The following is a 19,292-nucleotide window of genomic DNA, read 5'->3' as shown; positions in this document are numbered from 1 at the left end:
TTCCCAGAGAGAATGAATGCCTGTGGTAAGAGCAACACCCTTAAGTGTTAGCCTGAGTCACAACGCACTTCTAGCATTTGTAAGGAAATGTCTTGCAATTGCATCTCTCACAAATTTTGAACTTTTGAGTAAACTCGATTTTACAGTTAAGGTAGTGTAACGGGCGGAACTTGGCTATGAGTAAAATTCGTATTGCTCTCATTGAAGATCATGACCTCACCCGTGTGGGTATTCGGACAGCACTACTGCAAAAAGAAGAAATTGAGATTGTAGGAGAAGCTGCCAATGCTGCAGAAGGTCTAAAAATGCTAAAAATGCTACAACCGGATATTGCGATTGTAGATATTGGGTTACCAGATAAAGATGGCATTGAGTTAACGCGGGAGTTGAAATCTACTAGTAATGGAGAAGATTTAAGAACAAAAGTATTAATTTTGACACTAAGAGATAACAAGGAAGCTGTGCTAGCAGCTTTTGCTGCTGGGGCTGATTCTTACTGTATGAAAGATATCAAATTCGATAATTTACTGGAAGCAGTGCGAGTCACATACAATGGCAACGCTTGGATTGATCCAGCGATCGCGCGAATTGTATTGCAACAAGCACAACAAAATCCTGCTAAACAGGATAAAGTGTCATTAGACAGCAAAAATACTTTTCTTACCTCTGATCCTGGGGAAAATCCAGAAAATATAGATGCTTATACGCTGACAGAAAGGGAATTGGAAGTGTTACAGTTGATTGTCGAAGGTTGTAGTAATGCAGTTATCGCTGAGAGACTTTATATCACAGTCGGTACAGTAAAAACTCACGTTCGGAATATTTTGAACAAGCTATGTGCTGACGATCGCACCCAAGCCGCAGTTCGTGCCTTGCGTTCTGGATTAGTGGGATAGGGTTGATTTTAGCTGTAGCACCCAGTGCAGGAATTTAAAGAGAAATTTACAACTTTGACCCAATTCTCAAGTTCAAAGTGGGTAACTTCTCTTTATAGGTAATTTTTTGATTATGTCATGATTTATTATGTGTGATAAAAATTACACTATTTTGCTATTGCAGTATCTAAAAAGTTAAAGTCAAATATGACTGAAGTAGAAATATGCAAACTTAAGCTCATGGTGGTAGATGATGAGCCAGATAACTTAGACTTACTCTACCGCACTTTTAGACGAGATTTTGAAGTATATCAAGCCAATCATGCTCGTGCTGCCCTAGAAATATTAGACAAAGAAGGCGAGATGGCCGTGATTATTTCTGACCAAAGAATGCCAGAAATGAACGGTACGGAATTTCTCAGTCGCACAGTGGAGCGCTTTCCCGATACGATTAGGATTCTGTTGACTGGTTTTACGGATGTCGAAGACTTAGTAGATGCAATTAACTCTGGTCAGGTATTCAAGTACATCACCAAACCCTGGAACCCGCAACGATTGAAAGCATTAGTAGAACAAGCAACTGATACTTATCGTTTGGTAAAAAAGCGTACCCAAGAGTTAAGGCGTGCTTTGCGGCGAGAATCTTTGTTTAATGCAGTAACAACAGCAATTCGGGAGTCTTTAGACTACGACAGTATGCTGCACAAGATTGTTGCCACTATTGGAGAAACGTTTGAAGCTACTTGTTGCTTTCTAAGGCCTGTAGAGGGTGATTCTCTGACATCAGACCTGTATTCCTACCAAAATCCTCAATACAATGCATCAAGCAGTGTTTTCGATCCCAGTGAGTTAATCGAAAAAGTCCTTGCAACTCATCAATACCAACTGACTCAAGGTACAGATGATGGTAATCCTTGCCACCAATTAGTTGTGCCATTATCTTACCAACAACACTTACTGGCTGTTCTGGCTCTCTACCAAAGAGGTAGCGTTCATTCTTGGCAAGATGAAGATATCCAACTAATTGCAGGTGTGGCGGAACAAGCAGCCTTAGCCCTCTCTCAGGCAAAATTATACCAGCGCCTGCAAGAAAAACAGCAGCAAATTCGCGCTGAATTAGAAGTGGCTCGCCAAATTCAAAATAATCTGCTCAGGCAAAGTTTACCAGATATCAAGGGTGTGAAAGTGCAAGCTTGCTGCTATGCGGCGCGGGAGGTAGGAGGAGATTTTTTTGAAGTTTTTGTTCATCCCAAAGGTGACTTGTGGTTAGCAGTGGGTGATGTTTCTGGTAAAGGAGTTCCAGCGGCTTTGTTTATGGCTAGTGCCATTTCGGTTTTACGTCGGGAATTATCTCAGGAAACACCAGCTGAGCCAAATGTGGTCATGCAGAATTTGAATCATGCTATGTCGGATGACTTGATTAGCAATAATTGCTTTATCACTCTCGTCTTAGCTTGTTATACCCCTAGCACTAGGGAACTGGTTTATGCTAACGCTGGTCACATTTATCCCTTACTCTGGTCATCGCCTACAAGTGCTACCGAACAACCACACTACCTAAAGGTACGCAGTGTTCCCTTAGGTATTTTACCCAAGTGGCAAGCACAGTCTGGTCGTTTAGTGTTAAATCGTCAAGATACCTTACTCTTAGCCAGTGATGGAATTACAGAAGCAATGGTATCAAGTAATGTATTTAGTAGTGATAATACTGGGAATGGTAGTCAAGGATTTAGCCGTTCAATGCTAAATCAAGATGGTCTTTGGCAACTTTTACAACAGGAACCAAAACCGCTTTCTCTTACTCATCTACTAACTCGCATCCAGGCAAACAACCAAGTTCAAGAAGATGACCAAACTATACTCTCATTGGAGGTTTTATAACTAATGAAAAGTGAGTTACACGTACCTAGTGACTTAAATTTTTTAAACATCGTTGAAAACTGGTTGCTGGGATGCCTGAAAATCCAGCTAGGAGAATCGGTTGATTGGTCACGGCAATCAAGTCGTTTGCGGCTAGCTTTGGTTGAAGCCTACTCGAATGTAGTACGTCATGCCCATAAAGAACAGCCCAATTTGCCAGTGTTACTGCGTTTGGAACTTAAGGAACGGGATTTAGCCTTAGAAGTTTGGGATTATGGTGAAGGCTTTGATATGTCTACCTACTTTCCGCCGAATCCTGTCGCCAAACAAGAAGGCGGCTATGGTTGGCTAATTATGAATCGATTAATGGATAAAGTAGAGTATCAGTTGCAAGTAGATGGTGCTAACTGCCTCAAGTTAGAAGCGACATTGCCAGAATTAGTACAGAAAAGCTGAATTAAGTAGGCGTAGAGTCTCGGATAGAGTACGAGGCTTAAAGCTTTGAGACAATTTGCAATCGGAGCTTGAATTCTGTAGCTGCCTAAGATCTATATTGCTGTTCCCTAATTTCTCATTGAGCAATCAAGACTTGCTTAAGCTGTGTGATGGAGTTGAAGCGATCGCACATTTTCTTCACACTATTAAGCTAAATGCCTGAATTTTGCCAAACCTATATTAAAAACTAAATGGTTCCCAGCCACAGGCTAGAAACCAATCAGCACCAGAGATATTGACCTGTAATATTGAGTTACTTCATCCGCAGATTAGTATCTTTGCCATCTCTGCCTACTAAAGTAGGGGTAGGGATGCTTTGACCTGACGAAGTATTTTTTAAAGCAGCCCAACTACTCGCAATTGGCATTCGCCAACCAGTACCAAAAGCGCGATCGGTGATTTTTAAGCCAGGGGGTGCTTGTCGCCGTTTAAATTCTGCACGGGCTAGCATTTGAATTACTCGGTCTACAATGACTGCATCATGTCCAGCACTGACAATTTCGGCTGCTGATTGGTGTTGGTGAATTAGGCGTTCTAAGATGTCATCTAGAACTTCATAGGGTGGAAGAGAATCTTGATCTACTTGTCCTGGTTTGAGTTCAGCACTTGGTGCTTTAGTGAGAACATTTTGGGGAATAATTTCGCCATTGCGATTTAACCAATGACAAATTGAATAAACGCGGGTTTTGGGAACATCCGCAATGACTGCTAACCCGCCATTCATATCTCCGTAAAGGGTACAGTAACCAACTGCCATTTCTGACTTATTACCAGTCGATAACAGGAGGTAGCCAAATTTATTGGCGATCGCCATTAATAAATTACCCCGAATTCGAGATTGCAGATTCTCTTCGGCAATGCCAAACTCAGTACCTGCAAACAACTCAGCTAAGGAGTTGTCAAAGCTTTTCATCGGTTCGGCAATTGGTAATGTAGTGGTTTTTATACCCAAATTCTCACCTAATGCTAAACCATCGCTGATGGAATGATCGGAACTATAGGGAGAAGGCATTAACACACCAAAGACATTTTCCTTACCAAGTGCAGCCACTGCGATCGCAGCTACTAATGAAGAATCAATCCCGCCACTTAAACCCAGCACTACTTTAGTAAAGCCACACTTATGGGCGTAATCACGCACACCTAAAACCAAAGCTTGCCAAATTTCAGCATCTGCTGAATCATCAACAGGCGCTACTTTACCTAACTTAAAATCTCGCTGTTTTTCATCAAATTCCACTATCAGCAAGTCAGTTTCAAATCCACGGGCGCGAGATACAATTTCACCTTGACGACTTAAGGCAAAACTGCACCCATCAAATATCAAGTCGTCATTGCCACCAATTTGGTTAGCATAGATCAACGGCTGCTGAAAACGTACTGCACTATGCTTGAGCATAGCTTCGCGGAACTGCTGTTTACCGACGCTGTAAGGTGAAGCAGACAAATTGACAATTAAATCCACGCCCAAAATTGCTAAATCCGCGATCGGGTTAACTGCATAACTGCGTTTACCCCAAAATTCCTCATCATTCCATAAGTCTTCACAAACCGTAACACCAATATGCAAATCGTCCAAGGTGAAATAATTGGCTTGTAATCCTGGTTCAAAATAGCGGTTTTCGTCAAACACATCGTAGGTAGGTAAAAGCCGCTTGTGAAAAACTTGTTTTACCTGTCCACCTTGTAACAAAGCGATGCTATTAAATAAAGATTTACCACCGGTGGTATTAGCTTTAAGATTTTCTTCTACAGTACCTACCAAAACAGCTAAATTTGGCGGTAAATCTCTAGCTAATTGTTGCAAAGTTGTACCCATCGCCGCTATAAAACTGGGATTTAGCAATAAATCCCTTGGGGGATAGCCACACAAAGAAAGTTCTGGTGTTAATAACAACCGCGCCCCAGATGCTACTGCTTTATGTGCTGCCTGGAGAATTTGCCCAGCGTTTCCAGGTAAGTCACCAATTTTAGGATTTAGTTGAGCGATCGCAATTTTCATATTGGTTATTTGTCATTTGTTATTTGTCATTGGTCATTTATCATTTGACCTGGGACTTTACAGTTAAATAAATACCAAAGGCTTATCCTTGAAAGGAGCAAAAGCTTCAGCATCAAACTTATACAAACTAGCTGGACGACCAGCGCCACGGGATACCTTAACTCCGGTATCGCACAAAAAACCTAACTTGAGTAGACGGGCGCGAAAGTTAGAATAATCAGAAAAGTTTTCCCCTAAAACTGTGGTGTATAACTGATATAAATCATTGAGAGTAAACATTTCTGGTAAAACTTCAAAAGCCACCGGACTGTACTCTAATTTATTTCGCAAACGCCTATGTCCGTAGCTGAGAATTTGATTGTGGTCAAAGGCTAATTTTGGTAATTGTTTGAGTGGATACCAAGCTATACCTGTGACTCCATCAGCAATTAATTCTGCTTCCTCAAACCGTACTAAAGCAAAGTAGCTGACGGAGAGATAACGCACACCGTAACTATCGGTAGCTTCTCGGGGATCGCGATTGGGGCCGCCAAAAGTATATAACTGTTCTAAATAGAGATTTTTAACTCTGATTTTTTCAGCCATGATGCGATAGGCAGCATCTTCTAAAGATTCTCCTTGACGCACCAAAGTACCAGGAAGACTCCAACAATTTAAAAATGGCTCTTGTTGCCGCATCACCAACAGCACGAGCAGTCGATTTTGGGCAGTATCTACAGAAAAAATTACATTATCAACACCAACCTTGAAATCAGCCAAAGGTTGTTGGTTTAACGGAGTTGGAAACTTTTTGTGGTTGCGTCCTGGCATTTGTACAAATGCTCTCGATTAATATAGGCAACTATAGGGGGAGTTAGGGCTTGGGAATCCCCATGTTCGCGATAGGCTGTGGAGGAAATATCTAGTCCAGTCAAGCTGGCGATCGCAATTTTCCCGCCTAGCTTTTGCACTTCCCCGAAGCTAGACTCATCTATCGCATATCCCGGTCGCGGCACTACTAATAATTGCACTTGCCGCAACAAATCTTCAACTTTATACCATCGGGGTAGCTGATTCAGCAAATCGGAACCAATCACCAAAGTATATTCGGGATCTTCTCCCCAACGCATTTTTGCTTTTTCTAGAGTTTCTAGAGTGCGGAAGCTACTCAATTCTTGTTCCAAAGCAATATTGTGTCGTGATGTCTGGATACCCGCAATTAATAATTGCAGCATTGCCGCCCGATGTATTAATGCTGTTTGATGGGATTTAAAGGGATTATCTGCCGCCCAAACTGCTACCCAATCATAACGCTCAGATAACCAACTTAGAATAGCCTGATGCCCAGCAGTTGGTGGATCGGCACTAGTACCAAACAAAGCAATTCTCATAATGTTATACGATTTTGGATTTTAGTTTTGGAGTTGTGGATTGGAAATGGCTGTTTATATCCGACTTAGTGTGAATCCATCTGTCGCAATCATTTTTCAAATTGGTATTACCTTTGTGCCTCTGCGGTTTTCTTTGTGTTTTGTGTCAAATCTTGCAACGCCGCAGAAATTTCCACATTGACTGAGAGAGGCTGATTTAAGCGCCTTGTTTGTTCTGGTAAACTAGCAACCGATGCAGCAGTACGGTGGCGAATTGTTGCTAAAGATTCTGGTGATTGCATTTTTTTCCCTTGCTTCATCACCAGTTGCAACAAAGGTTCTGCATCGAGAGGAGTTTCTGTAGCTAATCCCAATCTATCTACCTGCAACATTCCGCCAACAAACGAGCGAAATATTTGCTTGCGTCCGGGATAAGTAGCTTTGTCACGAGATTCCTTCATCACAGGGATGCCATCAATTTCTACAAGTTTGTAAACACCATTGACAGGCGCACCCGTAACTAATTTTGTCCCTAGCCCATAACCATCTATTTGAGCACCAGCAGCTTTAAGCCTGGCAATTTCCCATTCATCCAAATCGCCACTAGCAAAAATTGGTACAGTCGGCAGAAGCGATCGCACTTTTTGGGACAAGCTAACTAAATCTCCAGAGTCTAGCCTGACTCCACTCAATTGCATTTCTTGGGAATTTACTTTTGGTGCTAAATGTTGGGCAGCTGCGATCGTATCGTAAGTATCAATCAACAATGGCGCACCCGGAAAATAGCGATGAAAGGCTGTAAAAGCTTGTTCTTCACTGCCTGCCATTGCTGATAATGCCATAACCAAGGCGTGAGCCATAGTACCACTTGGTTGTTGATTGAGTTGTAGCGCGGCTAACACATTAGAAGTCGAATCTAATCCCCCTGCTAACGCCGCCCGCGCCGCCCACAATGAACCTTGGGGGCTAAATGCCCTTCTAGTACCAAATTCTAAAAGTGTGGCTTGCTCTCCTGCTACATCCCTAATTCTGGCTGCTCTAGTAGCAATTAAAGTTTGATAATTAAGAGTATTTAAAAGGTAGGTTTCTACTAATTGCGCTTGCCAAAGTGGTGCTTCCACCCGTAACAAAGGCTGATTAGCAAACACTGCAGTACCTTCTGGTACTGCCCACACATCGCCAGTAAAACTCCCCTCAGCTAACAATGACCAAAAGCGATCGCTGGCGTGGGCAAAAATTCCTGTCGCCTGCAAAGCTTGTATTTGCGAAGGACTAAAACGCAACTTTTCTAAATATTCCAAAGCTTGCGCCAATCCCATTGCAATTAAATAGCCAAAGCCTTCAGGTAGCTTTCTGGCAAACAACTCAAAGCTTGCTGGTTTTTGTTCTACACCTTCACCTATGTAACAAGCTGCCATTGTTAGCTGATAAAGGTCAGTCAACAGGCTGTAATCCTCAGCAGCAAAATTGAGTTCCTGATTGAACCAATTTTGCCATCTTTCTTGATTTGCATTGATCTCCAAGTCTGGGAGCGTTGTCATGCCAGAGCGTCCTTACAAGAATGCTTGTGATATTTATGGTAACTTTTACCATAAATATTGTCAACCTCTACCGAGTTCATGCTTGGGAATGCTAGATTTCCTAGAAAAATAATACTAATTCATGCTTTTATTTAATATTTTTTAATAGTTATAGTTAGTAATAATCGCCTTGGTTGCGAAATTTATAATGAAATGTAACAATAGATTGTCTTTAGGAAATACCTGCATCTTTACCGGGTAAGGGTTTGAAAAATAGCAGGTTTACAATTAGAATTAAACATAGAAGTTGAACTTGCAAATAGGCTAAAGTATTGCAAAGCTATCTGAAAAACTATTGCAGAGATTATTGATATATTGAGAATTTAAGCAAGGTCAGAATATCAGAATTAAAGTATAGACATAACCAATCTAAAGTGAGCCGTAAACAGAGGTCTAATATTATGTCTATCTCGAGAATTATCGCTAATATCACTCAATATATTTCTGAAGCCGCAATGCGGATTTTTGCTCCTAGTGATGATGCTTATCCTGTTATTGGCGTACAACCATTTACAGGTGATCCTTACAAGAAAGGTATGGCGGACAATTGGTAAATGATGATTGTGAGATTCAAACAGATAAAGGCGTGAGGTTTTCCCCACGCCTTTTTGTTCGTTTAAGGGGCAATATGCTTGGGTTAAGCTCATTAGTGATTGATTTGTCACTTATTAAACAAGCCAGATCAATTGGGGGATTCTCCCCCAAACCCCCGATTGGGTGACGGTTGCGTCCCCCAAACCCCCTCCAAAATTATTCTTCTGTTTTTTGTTGAGTAACTAGTACAAGTCGGCGTAAATAGCGCAAAGTTGGCGGTGTCGGTTTCCGTCCCGCCAAACTTTGTAAGAGAAACAGACCATCTGTAATTGCTAAAAGGCTTGTGGTATAACTATTCTTTCTTTTGACTTTTGACTTTTGCCTTGTTGTACTAGTTTTTTGGTTTTGTTAACAATTAATTTTCTTAACTGAATTGTATTTGGTTAAGGGGGCAGGGAAAAAAGGGAAAAGGATTGAATTCATCCTTACCCCTTTTCCCATTACCCTTTTCCTAAAGCATAAGGGAAATGCAAAATACTTATCCGAAGCATATTGAGAGTTTTTCTAAGGAAATGCCAAAAAATAGATTATTAACAAGTAGGGAACACCCAAAAGTTTTTAGGTGTTCCCTACAAATTGAGATTTTTTAAATTCTCAGGTTCCTGAGTAATTAGGAATTATTTAATTTAGGTAGTGCAGCTTGATAATTAAGACTAAATTCATGTCGATAATTAGATTCATAGCAACGTTTAAGGTTTAGTAGATTTTTCTAAAATCTCTTTTTGTTGTACCCAATCTTTACCTACTTGAATACTAATATCGGAACCGAGATTCCCAGTACTTTCCACTCTCACTTCACCAAATCCCAAAAGTTGACGAACTAATTCTGCACTATTGCCATCTCCTTGTTGAGCGACAATGTGAGTGGTATCTAGTGGTTCACCCCAAGCTTTAGCAATATAAACATTGCGATATCCAGCTTTTTCTAAGGATTTGATTAAAGGACGTAAGCTAGAGCGATCGCCACCTGTGCTATCTTGAATTGCTATGCGTAACGCAGCAGGTTCAACATTATTTTCCTCTTGGGCCTGTGTTGATTCCACACCATAGTGTTTGGTCATCAATTTAGCAATGGCATTTTTGTTAGGCAACCAATAGCTAGCATCATACTCATTCTTTTCGCTAAATCGACCAGGCACCATTAACATTTGCATATTGGAGCGATTGGTTCGCACGCCAAAGCCAACTAGTGCCACTAACTCTTCAACTGTCAAGTTAGTATCAATGTATTCTTTAACTACATCCAAAACTTTCGGCATTTGAGCCACAGTTGCAGGATTGAGTGACTGATCCATCAAAGCACGCAGCACCATTTGTTGCCGTTGAATTCGCCCAATATCACCCAATTCATCATGACGATAACGGAGTAATTGTAGTGCTTGATCGCCATTAAGATGCTGTTTACCAGCCTTCAAATTGATGTATAGATGTTGAGAATCATCTTGATATTTCATATCCTTGGGAACGTAGACTGTAACTCCACCCAAGGCATCAATTAGCTTTGCTACTCCCAAAACATTAATGCGGACATAGCGATCGATTGCTACTCCATTTAAGAGATTACTAACTGTTTTCGCAGTTAAAGCCGGCCCACCTTCAAGATTGGCATGATTAATTTTTTTCACGCCATGTCCTTCTATTTCTGTACGAGTATCTCTGGGAATAGAAAGCATGACCATTTTCTTTGTCTCTGGATCAAATTTGATCAACAGCATGACATCAGCAAGACCATCAAAGGAGTTCACCTGTGGAAGGTAGCCGAGATTTTTAGCATCAGCTGGAGGATTCTCAATATCAGGTGGAAGTACGCTCATCCCCATCAGTAAAATGTTCACAGGACGAGTTAATTGTGAAAATCTCAAACCACTTCCAGAAATGCGATCGCCATCAAATACTGCTTCTTCTTGGGGGCTAAGTTGGGCCTGCTGCAAAGGTGTACTTGTTAAAGAAACAGCTAACAGCGCCCCAGCTGTTGCTGAAACCATTGCAATACCACTCATACCTACCCAAAACCATAACCAACGTCCAGATTTTGAGTTTGGTATACTTCTTTTGCTAGCCTTAGAGTCATTTGCTGATTGGTTTTCTTCCGCCGAAGTTCTTTGAATGGTCACGGACTTCCTCACACTTACTGATCAAATTCGGTACATTTGCAAACTAATAAATATGCAGACAAATCAAATCATAATAGCTAATTCTTAATTATCAGTGCTTAGTTTTTAAATGTTGTGTCAACCACAACACTTATAGCAGTCTTTTGCTTTTTGAAGGAAAAATTAAATATTGTGTTATTGCAGTATGACAACAATAAACCAGTTTGACCAGATCTCTGAAGAGATAATCTTTAAATTAGCAAAAAAATTCAGTAATAATACTGACTTAAGTATTTCTTAGAATATTAAGACATATACTTTCCTAAAACTCGCTCTGCTAAACGGCTAAACCCTGGCAAACGGTGAGACTTCCCCTGAATGATGCGAAAAATTAACCAGACATTTACCAAAAAATAACCAGAAGTTAGAAAGCTATTGAGAATTAATAGACGCAGGGCGAAAAAATCTGAAGTTGCAGCCCCTGTTGCTAATAAAATGTAGGTAAAAAACCAGGTAAATGCCAAAGTAATAGACAGACGGCTAGTAGACAGTTGTTCCCGGTTTCCTTGACGACGATATAGTGTCCATATAGCCGGAAAAAAGCCAATAACTGGAATTAAATACACAACTAGCTGTAATTTAGGAGAGGCATCAGTAATCGGGGATTGGTCATTGGTCATTTGTTATTTGTCCTTTGGTAGTTGTCGTGGGTTGGAGAGACGCGATTAATCGCGTCTGTACTCAAAAGTAATTTACCCATTACCCAGTCCCTAGTCCCTAGTCCCCAGTCCTTGTGAAGGAAAAATTTTCCATTTGGGTGAGTCTAATCCTAAACTAGGAGGATGAAAGACAGTGATGTAGTTAGAGATAATAGGCTGTAAAGCAGAATTTTATTTAGTTCTATCCTGTAATCGGCTAAAGATGCAGACACGCAAGCTACTCGACTGGTGGGAAACACTAACACCCTTAGCGCGCACCGGAGCGATCGCACTATTCATTCCGTTGCTAGTACTCAATGGTTGGGCAATTTCGGCAATTTTCAATTACTTTCACTCGTTAATTGTGATTTTAGTTGGAGCCTCAGTGCTAGCTTTTCTGCTGAACTACCCTGTTAGCTGGATGGAGCATCATGGTGCTAGGCGAGAGCCGATTGCTATTTTAGTATTTCTTTTGGCTTTATCAATTTTATTGGCGTTGGGTGTTACCCTGTTTCCCCTAGCTCTTACCCAGGCTCAACAACTCGTGGCTCGTTTACCAGAGTTGATTGACTCAGGACGCTCCCAGTTAATGATGTTAAATGAGAAAGCAGAGGTTTTTGGCTTGCCAATTAACCTGGATGCTCTAGTCGTGCAAATAAACGATCGCGTCAAGGGACAATTGCAAGCGATCGCTGGACAAGTTCTCAATTTGGCTGTAGTCACATTCACTAGTCTGTTGGACTTTGTCTTGACGATGATTTTGACTTTTTATCTTTTACAGCATGGGGGGGAACTCTGGGAAAGTTTGGTGGAATGGTTACCTACAAAAGTTCGTGAGCCTTTTTCGCAAACAGTACGCCTGAGCTTTCAAAATTTCTTTATCACCCAGCTAATTTTATCTACCTGTATGGCATCGGCACTCATCCCCACGTTTTTGTGGTTAAAAGTGCCGTTTGGGTTATTATTTGGCTTAACAATTGGGATTATGGCCCTCGTTCCCTTTGGCGGTTCTGTAGGTATCGCCTTGACTACCTTATTAGTATCGCTACAAGATTTTTGGATGGGAGCCAGAGTTTTAATTGCGGCGGTAATTGTGCAGCAAATTCTCGAAAACTTAATTGCTCCTCGAATTTTAGGCAGCTTTACGGGTTTAAACCCCGCCTTGGTAGTAATTTCAGTATTAACAGGGGCGAGAATTGGAGGTCTTCTGGGTGTAATTGTCGCAGTACCAACTGCTGTGGTGATTAAAACTGCTTTAAGCGTGATTCGTCCCACATCATTAAGCAGCGATACTGATGAATATACAAATTCCAGCGAGAAAGCTGCACCCACAACCGAAGAACCCCCAAAACCTGAAGCGAAAAACCCCTTGAGCATCACAGAAGCTACTTCACCGTAGGAAGTTAATTATCTATCGAGCAATAAGTTATTCTTTGTTGTGTCAGCAGAGGAAGCAGAGGCGGAAGACTGCGATCGACTTCTTCACTTTCAAAATAGAATCATCTAATTGATAGAAGTCCCTAAAAGTAGAATAATTTGTAGTCAGCGCAAAACTTACTCGAAAATTCAGTACTCCAGTCCTGAATACGAATTATTCAAAATTCGTAATTTTGAAATTTGTAGACACACCGCGCCTGCCCGCAGTGTTTATGAATCAATTACTGTGGCTCCATGATGGAACCCATAAACAAGACGCTTCCTGTTTGATTATCACGAATAGCACAGAAGAAAGGACGGTCAACAATCATTTTGAATGGTTCTGTAGGTGTAGCAGCAGATGTGAGCGTAATTGTGGCGGAAGTAGCTGCAGCTGCTTCTGTACCTTCTTCATTCACTTCCACAAAAGTTTTATGCTTCACTTGGCTAATGGCAAGGTTTTTACCGATACCAGCAAAATTAGCTTGGTTGCTAAAAGCCTCCCCCATACCTAAAGCTTTGAGTGCATCGTTGAGTGTCACGTCGTAGTCTGTTTTAAATTTAGGTAACCGAATTGACCCCTCGCGTCTTCTAAATTGAGCCATCCAGTTATCCCAGTTTTCTGCATTCAAGCTTTGATAGAAGGTTTTCAGGTTGGAGTTTTGTTTAGGTAAAAAGATATAAAGACTAACTTTCCCATCTTTACCATAAGGCAAGCTTACAGCCTGAAATTGGTCATTCTCTTGGTATCTATAATCCCCATCTTGCGACATCATCGGGTGTTGTTTCTGCTGACCTGATGCTAGGTAAAAAGGTAATGTAGCAGTTTGACTTTTATCAAATTCATTGCTCCATTTGCCTTTAAAATATATGGCATTAATCAAAAAAAGTACTTGGTCTGGTTGAATTTGATCGACTATTTTGCTAATTTTACCTTGTGTATTATCCTTAACCCAGTTATTGATGATATTGGGTGCTTCAGCATCTTGAAAATTTAAACTCGTCACCTGGGCATTATAGAAATCCTTGTTTCTCTTGAGGAAGTCTGACTTAAAGCTGGTGTTTTGATTTGCCCACAGGGAGTTAGCAATAGTCAGTTGCACATTAGCATCAGGATTCTCTAATAGCTTCTTTAATGCTGCGTAAGAAGAATTGATTTCTGATAGATTCATCCCCTGTAATTCCAGGGTTCTCGCCATAGCTTTTTGCGTAGAACCACTGGCTCCGTTGTATGTCATCGCCAAAGCGATCGCCACACTTGAGGGGGAAACAAAAACGTTCTTTTCACTACTTTCTTTTTTCAATAATTCAGAAAATAGTTTAAAGCCGAATTTGTTGTTAGCATTAACTAGTTTTGTATTTGGGTTGACAGTTTTTTTTTGCAAAGGAGACTCGGAATTTGGCAAACGAGATTGTGCCATAGCACTCGTATCACTATTGATTTGAGAACAGCCGAGAACACCGAACAGCACAACGCTAGCAGCCGCCAGCACGTAACGTCTTCCTAATCGAACACCGTAACGTCTTTGGAGGAAATTGTCTTTCACACCACTAAATTTCTGCCGATTCATTCTGCTACCTCGTTCGCCATTAATTTTTAGCTGTCTTTTAAAGTTGACGCTAAATGATGTGTCAAGTGTTAACTATGGCATTTACAAGAGCAGAAAACTGGGTCTGTTACAGTTTTGGTAACAGCAAATAATTTGCAGGAAAGCTGTCAAACTTCTACAACCTAGTAATTGCTAATTGAGACGGCTACACAGGCCCATGATTCTCAAATATTTCCTGCTTTTTGGATAAACGTATTTTAGACTACAAAACCACCCAATTTTCTCTGTTTCTTGGGTTGGTGGTCATCAATAAATCTTATAGTTGGCTGTTGAATTTTCTGCAAAGCTTCTATGGTGTAATTGAGACTTTGCATATTAGCAATCTGTGATACATTATAGCTGAAAACAAGTACAAATACTCTACTAATTGCGTTGAGTTGTTGAGATCAATCTGTTTGTAGAATTGACAAAAATACTCACTCATTTGCCAATTCATCGTATATCATATATATGATTTTAGGGGATGTAGGTTAATACCCATCATTAAGAACAACCAAAGGTGAAAATAATACCAATTTGAAAAAAGAATGCGACAGATTGTGGGGGTATGACACGCCGCAGTGGTGTCAACTTAAGCTAAAAGCGATATAGGGTGGGCGTTGTACAAATATCTCGCGCCCTCATCCCCTAACCCCTTCTCCCGCAGGAGAAGGGGAACTAAATCTCTGACTCCCTTCTCCCTGTGGGAGAGGGGCTGGGGGTGAGGGCGAAACCTTGCACAAGAGCGGGTTTCGCGTTAAGTTGACACCAATGGGCACGCTGTGCGCTCTAGAATATTATTGATATGTCGCAAACATTATTTGATTTGGTATCACTGATTAAAGAAGCCAGAAGAATTGGGGGATTCTCCCCCAAACCCCCTCCAAAATGATTGTTCGGTTTTTTTGTTGATTAATACTAATTTCAAAAAAGAATGCGACAGATTGTAGGGGTATGGCACGCCGTGCCCTCTAGAATATATTGATGTGTTGCAAACATTATTTGATTTGGTATAAGAAGCAAAATTTGGCTTCCAGGTACAGATAATTTTAGAGGCACAATATATTGTGCCTCTACTCATATAGTTGATTGTCTTGAGGATTTGTAATTGTTAATTGCCAGATGGTGGCTGATTGGGAATTGTGACTGCTCCAGTGGCACTGGCGGGTACAGTCCACCAAGCTAAACCGTAAGATTGAGTAGGCTCGTTGACTTGTTGGCGCATTTGGACGCGGATTTTATAATTGCCATTCGTGGGAATCGGGCAGAAAATATGTTCTACACTATCAACTTGGCTAACAGATGAGCAAACAGTAGCCGCATCTTGATTTTGACCATCAGCTTTGACAAGATAGAGGTCAAGATTATTCAAACCGCGATCGCGGAAACTATCTCCCACATCATAAAGGTCATTTTTATTGCGATCGTTGAGTTCTACCAATCTGTCCCAAGTCAAGGTAATCGCTACAAAACTTCCTTGCTTTAATGGTTTTGCTAGGGCATATTCTACAGGTGCAACTGCATCTACTGTGTGGTAATCCCAACCAATTGCAGGTACAGGAGTTGAAGGTTGCCATTGACCTGGGCTAAATTGCTGATAAGCGCGAAATGCATTCAAATGACCAGCTCCCATTTGGGAATCTAAGGGAAGTTTCGGGTCTTGATAAGCATCCGAAGCTAGCCAATCTTTATTTTGTTTATCAATGATTGTGCGCGTCATTCCCAAGCGCAAACCGTCACCGCTATCTTGAATTTTGTCGGCGGAATTCATTAAGACAGCTTTCATCACCTGATGACGGCGAGAATCAATGCTCCAATTGAGTTGTTCTTTTCGCAACTGGCGATCGCCAAATTCTTGCAATAAAGCAACGGTAGCCGTGAGGTGAGGCGCTGCAAAGCTTGTCCCTGTAACCTTATTTAGTTTGCCATCGGGATTGAGCAGCGCAATATTACTACCAGGTGCAACTATGCTAATAGCACGCCGTTCACCGATATTAAATTCCTTACCTGCTAGCCTAGCAGTTGCTCCTTGGGTAGCACCAGCCAGATTAGAAACATCAACTTTATTAAAAATCCCTCCCCGTCGGGATGAAAAAGCCACGTTCATGGCATTAAAATTATCTGTAGGAATAGGAATACCGCCTTTACCCTGGTTGCCTGCGATCGCATACACAACATCATGAACGCGACTAGACCAGTCAATACATAGCGTCAGTAAAGCATTGCCATCTAAAATAGCCTCGGGACGTGGATCGCGATTGAGCGGTTCGCCAAAACTAAAATTAATTGCACGAACATCACCACCATTTTGTAAGGCAATATGTTGTGCTGATAAACATTCTTCTGGTTGACCCATGTTTTTAGTTGAGCCAACAGCCGAAGAATAAAGTTTTGCTTCTGGCGCAACTCCCGGCCAAGCTTTATCTTTACTGACCATGACACCAGCAACATTATAAGCATGGGGGTCAACACCACTATTAGATTGAGCAGGGCCATTGCGTAAAAAAACTGCAGCTAGAGATATAGCACGATTTTTAGACACGGCTTTATCCCAACCAAACATTCCCGGTCGTCCGATTTCCACCTGACCAATAGCGATTTTACGCCCGCTTAAATTATATGGAGCTTGGTGTAACCTCAAAGCATCAATACCATTAGTGCCAAAAGAAGTTTCATAAACCGCAGCTACTACAGGCAAACTTAAACAAGAAGCACTTAATCCCCAAAATATCCAAGTTAGTTTCTTAGTCATTTGTCATTTGTCATTTGTCATTTGTCATTTGTCATTTGTCATTTGTCATTTGTCATTGGGTAATTGGAGTTGGGTGTTTTGTGTTGGTAATTTACCTTCATCTTCTACATCCCCCAATACTACTCGGTTAAGCGTTTTGAACTCAAAATTGGTTTTGGGGAAAAGGTTAAGGGTTAAAGGTTTTTTCTTTCATTTTTCCCAGTCCCCAGTCCCCAGTCCCCAATCTTTAATCCCCATTGCCCCTTATCCCCAGAGGGGGCCCCGAGTTCCCCAATCCCTAGCCCGGGATTAAATTTATGAGCGATCGCTAAATATTTTGTTACAATGCTGACAGACGAGGATGCTTGAAAACCCACTAGCCATGACCCAAAACCGATCTCAAAAGCCCATTGTTATTTCTCCATCTATCTTATCAGCCGATTTTAGCCGTCTTGGTGACGAAGTCCGAGCTGTAGATGCTGCTGGAGCTGATTGGATTCATGTTGATGTAATGGACGGTCGTTTTGTACCTAATATTACGATAGGCCCTCTGGTTGTGGAGGCGATTCGTCCGGTAACCACAAAGCCATTGGATGTCCATTTGATGATTGTGGAACCAGAAAAATATGTGGAAGGCTTTGCTAAAGCTGGCGCTGATATTATTTCAGTCCATGCTGAACACAATGCTTCACCACACCTACACCGTACTCTTGGACAAATCAAAGAACTCGGTAAACAAGCTGGAGTTGTACTCAATCCTTCCACACCTTTAGAACTCATTGAGTATGTACTAGACCTTTGTGATTTAGTACTAATTATGAGCGTCAACCCTGGTTTTGGCGGTCAAAGCTTTATCCCAACAGTAGTACCCAAAATCCGCAAGCTGCGTCAAATGTGTGACGAACGCGGACTAGATCCTTGGATTGAAGTTGATGGTGGACTGAAAGCCAATAATACTTGGCAAGTTTTAGAAGCAGGCGCTAATGCGATCGTTGCAGGTTCAGCTGTATTTAATGCTCCAGATTATGCAGAAGCAATTACAGCAATTCGTAATAGCAAACGCCCCACACCAGAATTAGCTAAAGTTTAATTTCTGAGAATTTAACTATAATTAAAAAAATATAGGGTGGGCAATGCCCACCCTATTTTATAGCTTAAGGCGCTGAAAATTTTTAGTTTTAACTACCTGCTAATTCTTGCCCATTGGGTTGCTTTCCAAAAGCTAAAAAATAAAGTCGCAGAAACTAAAGCCCCAAGATTCCATTTCACAGAATTTTTGATTAAGGTGAGTTTTTGGGAAGATTCTGTAGCTTGTGCTTGAGTCTTAATTTGTGATTTGACCCTAGATACTTCTGATAAGATTTGAGTTTTTACTTCTTGAGGGCTTTTACCATCTAAGGAACGCCCTTGTTCTCTTAAAATATTACCTATTTGTTCTGGAGTGGCTTGATTTAATCGTTGTTCTACTTGTTCTGCTTGAGATATTTGTTGTTTAGATGCACTGCTAATTTGAGCTGTACTCTGCTTACTCAAACGCACAGTATTACCAACTCCCAAAGGAATCATTAACAAAAATACTACTGCTAATAATAAAGTTAACCAAGATATTAGCTTTAAACTCAGAAATTCCCATTTGTTGCGAGAATGCATCTCTCCATAAAATACTAGTGCTAACCCAATTAAAGGAACGGGTACTCTTTCAACCAGCGATCCAAAAGTTTGAAATTCCCACGCAGGATTCATAAAATTGGGTGGGACAAACATCTCAACCACATCGAATAATGCTAATATCAGCAGTCCATAGCCAAGCATACGTAAAATTTTCGTTGAGCCTGTTTGGCTAAAAGCAAACTCCTGTAGTTCTTGTACTAATCCGGGGAGGAATTTATCACTACTTGATTTCGTCATGTTCCTAGCACAATAAAAAGAAAGATTTGAAAAAAGGAAATTCCCAGGTTGGCGATCAAGGTGTTGCCCTGATTATTTCAAATAACATCAGACGATTTCTAA

At 41.1% G+C, this 19,292-nt stretch carries 15 protein-coding genes; 6 read left to right on the top strand and 9 right to left on the bottom strand.

The features are described 5' to 3' along the window. The first annotated feature begins 176 nt into the window (after positions 1 to 176). From HGR01_RS27705 to HGR01_RS27695, 3 genes are all read left to right on the top strand, one after another. Positions 177 to 896 (top strand): response regulator transcription factor, encoded by a 720-nt coding sequence (locus HGR01_RS27705; RefSeq protein WP_045874832.1) that lies wholly within the window; start codon positions 177 to 179, stop codon positions 894 to 896. Between the two features lie 186 nt (positions 897 to 1,082). Further along, a complete protein-coding gene (locus HGR01_RS27700; RefSeq protein ID WP_045874831.1) occupies positions 1,083 to 2,756 on the top strand; it encodes a SpoIIE family protein phosphatase in 1,674 nt (557 codons plus the stop codon). A 3-nt stretch (positions 2,757 to 2,759) separates the two neighbouring features. Beyond that, the gene (locus HGR01_RS27695; RefSeq protein WP_045874830.1) at positions 2,760 to 3,191 is read left to right on the top strand and encodes an ATP-binding protein; all 432 of its coding nucleotides are present in this window, start codon (positions 2,760 to 2,762) and stop codon (positions 3,189 to 3,191) included. Positions 3,192 to 3,483: 292 nt separating this feature from the next. Here HGR01_RS27695 and HGR01_RS27690 read toward each other — a convergent pair whose 3' ends face one another. The 4 genes from HGR01_RS27690 to HGR01_RS27675 all read right to left on the bottom strand — a co-directional run bounded on the left by HGR01_RS27690 (position 3,484) and on the right by HGR01_RS27675 (position 8,122). Next, positions 3,484 to 5,232, bottom strand: coding sequence for an NAD+ synthase (locus HGR01_RS27690; RefSeq protein WP_045874829.1), 1,749 nt, complete (start codon positions 5,230 to 5,232; stop codon positions 3,484 to 3,486). Positions 5,233 to 5,295: 63 nt separating this feature from the next. Continuing rightward, positions 5,296 to 6,042, bottom strand: a complete 747-nt coding sequence (locus HGR01_RS27685; protein ID WP_045874828.1) for an NUDIX hydrolase — start codon at positions 6,040 to 6,042, stop codon at positions 5,296 to 5,298. Beyond that, a complete protein-coding gene (locus tag HGR01_RS27680; RefSeq protein WP_045874827.1) occupies positions 6,003 to 6,602 on the bottom strand; it encodes a nicotinate-nucleotide adenylyltransferase in 600 nt (199 codons plus the stop codon). Before HGR01_RS27680 ends, HGR01_RS27685 begins: the two co-directional genes overlap by 40 nt. 107 nt (positions 6,603 to 6,709) lie before the next feature. Continuing rightward, complete coding sequence (locus HGR01_RS27675; RefSeq protein ID WP_081584184.1) at positions 6,710 to 8,122, bottom strand: nicotinate phosphoribosyltransferase; 1,413 nt, start codon at positions 8,120 to 8,122, stop codon at positions 6,710 to 6,712. Between the two features lie 440 nt (positions 8,123 to 8,562). Here HGR01_RS27675 and HGR01_RS27670 point away from each other — a divergent pair, with 440 nt between their 5' ends. Next, the gene (locus HGR01_RS27670) at positions 8,563 to 8,715 is read left to right on the top strand and encodes a hypothetical protein (RefSeq protein ID WP_167719612.1); all 153 of its coding nucleotides are present in this window, start codon (positions 8,563 to 8,565) and stop codon (positions 8,713 to 8,715) included. Positions 8,716 to 9,444: 729 nt separating this feature from the next. Here the strand turns inward: HGR01_RS27670 and HGR01_RS27665 are convergent. Next, on the bottom strand, positions 9,445 to 10,869 hold the full coding sequence (locus HGR01_RS27665; protein ID WP_045874826.1) for an LCP family protein: 1,425 nt from the start codon (positions 10,867 to 10,869) through the stop codon (positions 9,445 to 9,447). Between the two features lie 284 nt (positions 10,870 to 11,153). Then, complete coding sequence (locus HGR01_RS27660) at positions 11,154 to 11,528, bottom strand: hypothetical protein (RefSeq protein ID WP_045874825.1); 375 nt, start codon at positions 11,526 to 11,528, stop codon at positions 11,154 to 11,156. Between the two features lie 241 nt (positions 11,529 to 11,769). Between HGR01_RS27660 and HGR01_RS27655 the strand changes: the two genes are divergently transcribed. Then, positions 11,770 to 12,945 (top strand): AI-2E family transporter, encoded by a 1,176-nt coding sequence (locus HGR01_RS27655; protein WP_045874824.1) that lies wholly within the window; start codon positions 11,770 to 11,772, stop codon positions 12,943 to 12,945. Between the two features lie 259 nt (positions 12,946 to 13,204). Here the strand turns inward: HGR01_RS27655 and HGR01_RS27650 are convergent, their stop codons facing one another. Both HGR01_RS27650 and HGR01_RS27645 read right to left on the bottom strand, forming a co-directional pair. Next, positions 13,205 to 14,533, bottom strand: coding sequence for a serpin family protein (locus tag HGR01_RS27650; protein ID WP_045874823.1), 1,329 nt, complete (start codon positions 14,531 to 14,533; stop codon positions 13,205 to 13,207). 1,129 nt (positions 14,534 to 15,662) lie between these two features. Then, positions 15,663 to 17,303: a S8 family serine peptidase gene (locus tag HGR01_RS27645; RefSeq protein ID WP_045868637.1), complete on the bottom strand. Its 1,641-nt coding sequence runs from the start codon at positions 17,301 to 17,303 to the stop codon at positions 15,663 to 15,665. Positions 17,304 to 17,664: 361 nt separating this feature from the next. Between HGR01_RS27645 and rpe the strand changes: the two genes are divergently transcribed. Continuing rightward, complete coding sequence (gene rpe / locus HGR01_RS27640; protein WP_045868968.1) at positions 17,665 to 18,372, top strand: ribulose-phosphate 3-epimerase; 708 nt, start codon at positions 17,665 to 17,667, stop codon at positions 18,370 to 18,372. Between the two features lie 92 nt (positions 18,373 to 18,464). Here the strand turns inward: rpe and HGR01_RS27635 are convergent, their stop codons facing one another. Then, positions 18,465 to 19,190, bottom strand: a complete 726-nt coding sequence (locus HGR01_RS27635) for an HpsJ family protein (RefSeq protein ID WP_045868639.1) — start codon at positions 19,188 to 19,190, stop codon at positions 18,465 to 18,467. Between the last annotated feature and the right edge of the window lie 102 nt (positions 19,191 to 19,292).

Origin of the sequence: Tolypothrix sp. PCC 7712, from assembly GCF_025860405.1 — a bacterium.
Lineage (GTDB): Bacteria > Cyanobacteriota > Cyanobacteriia > Cyanobacteriales > Nostocaceae > Aulosira > Aulosira diplosiphon.
This window is presented reverse-complemented; position numbering and strand designations above follow the sequence as displayed.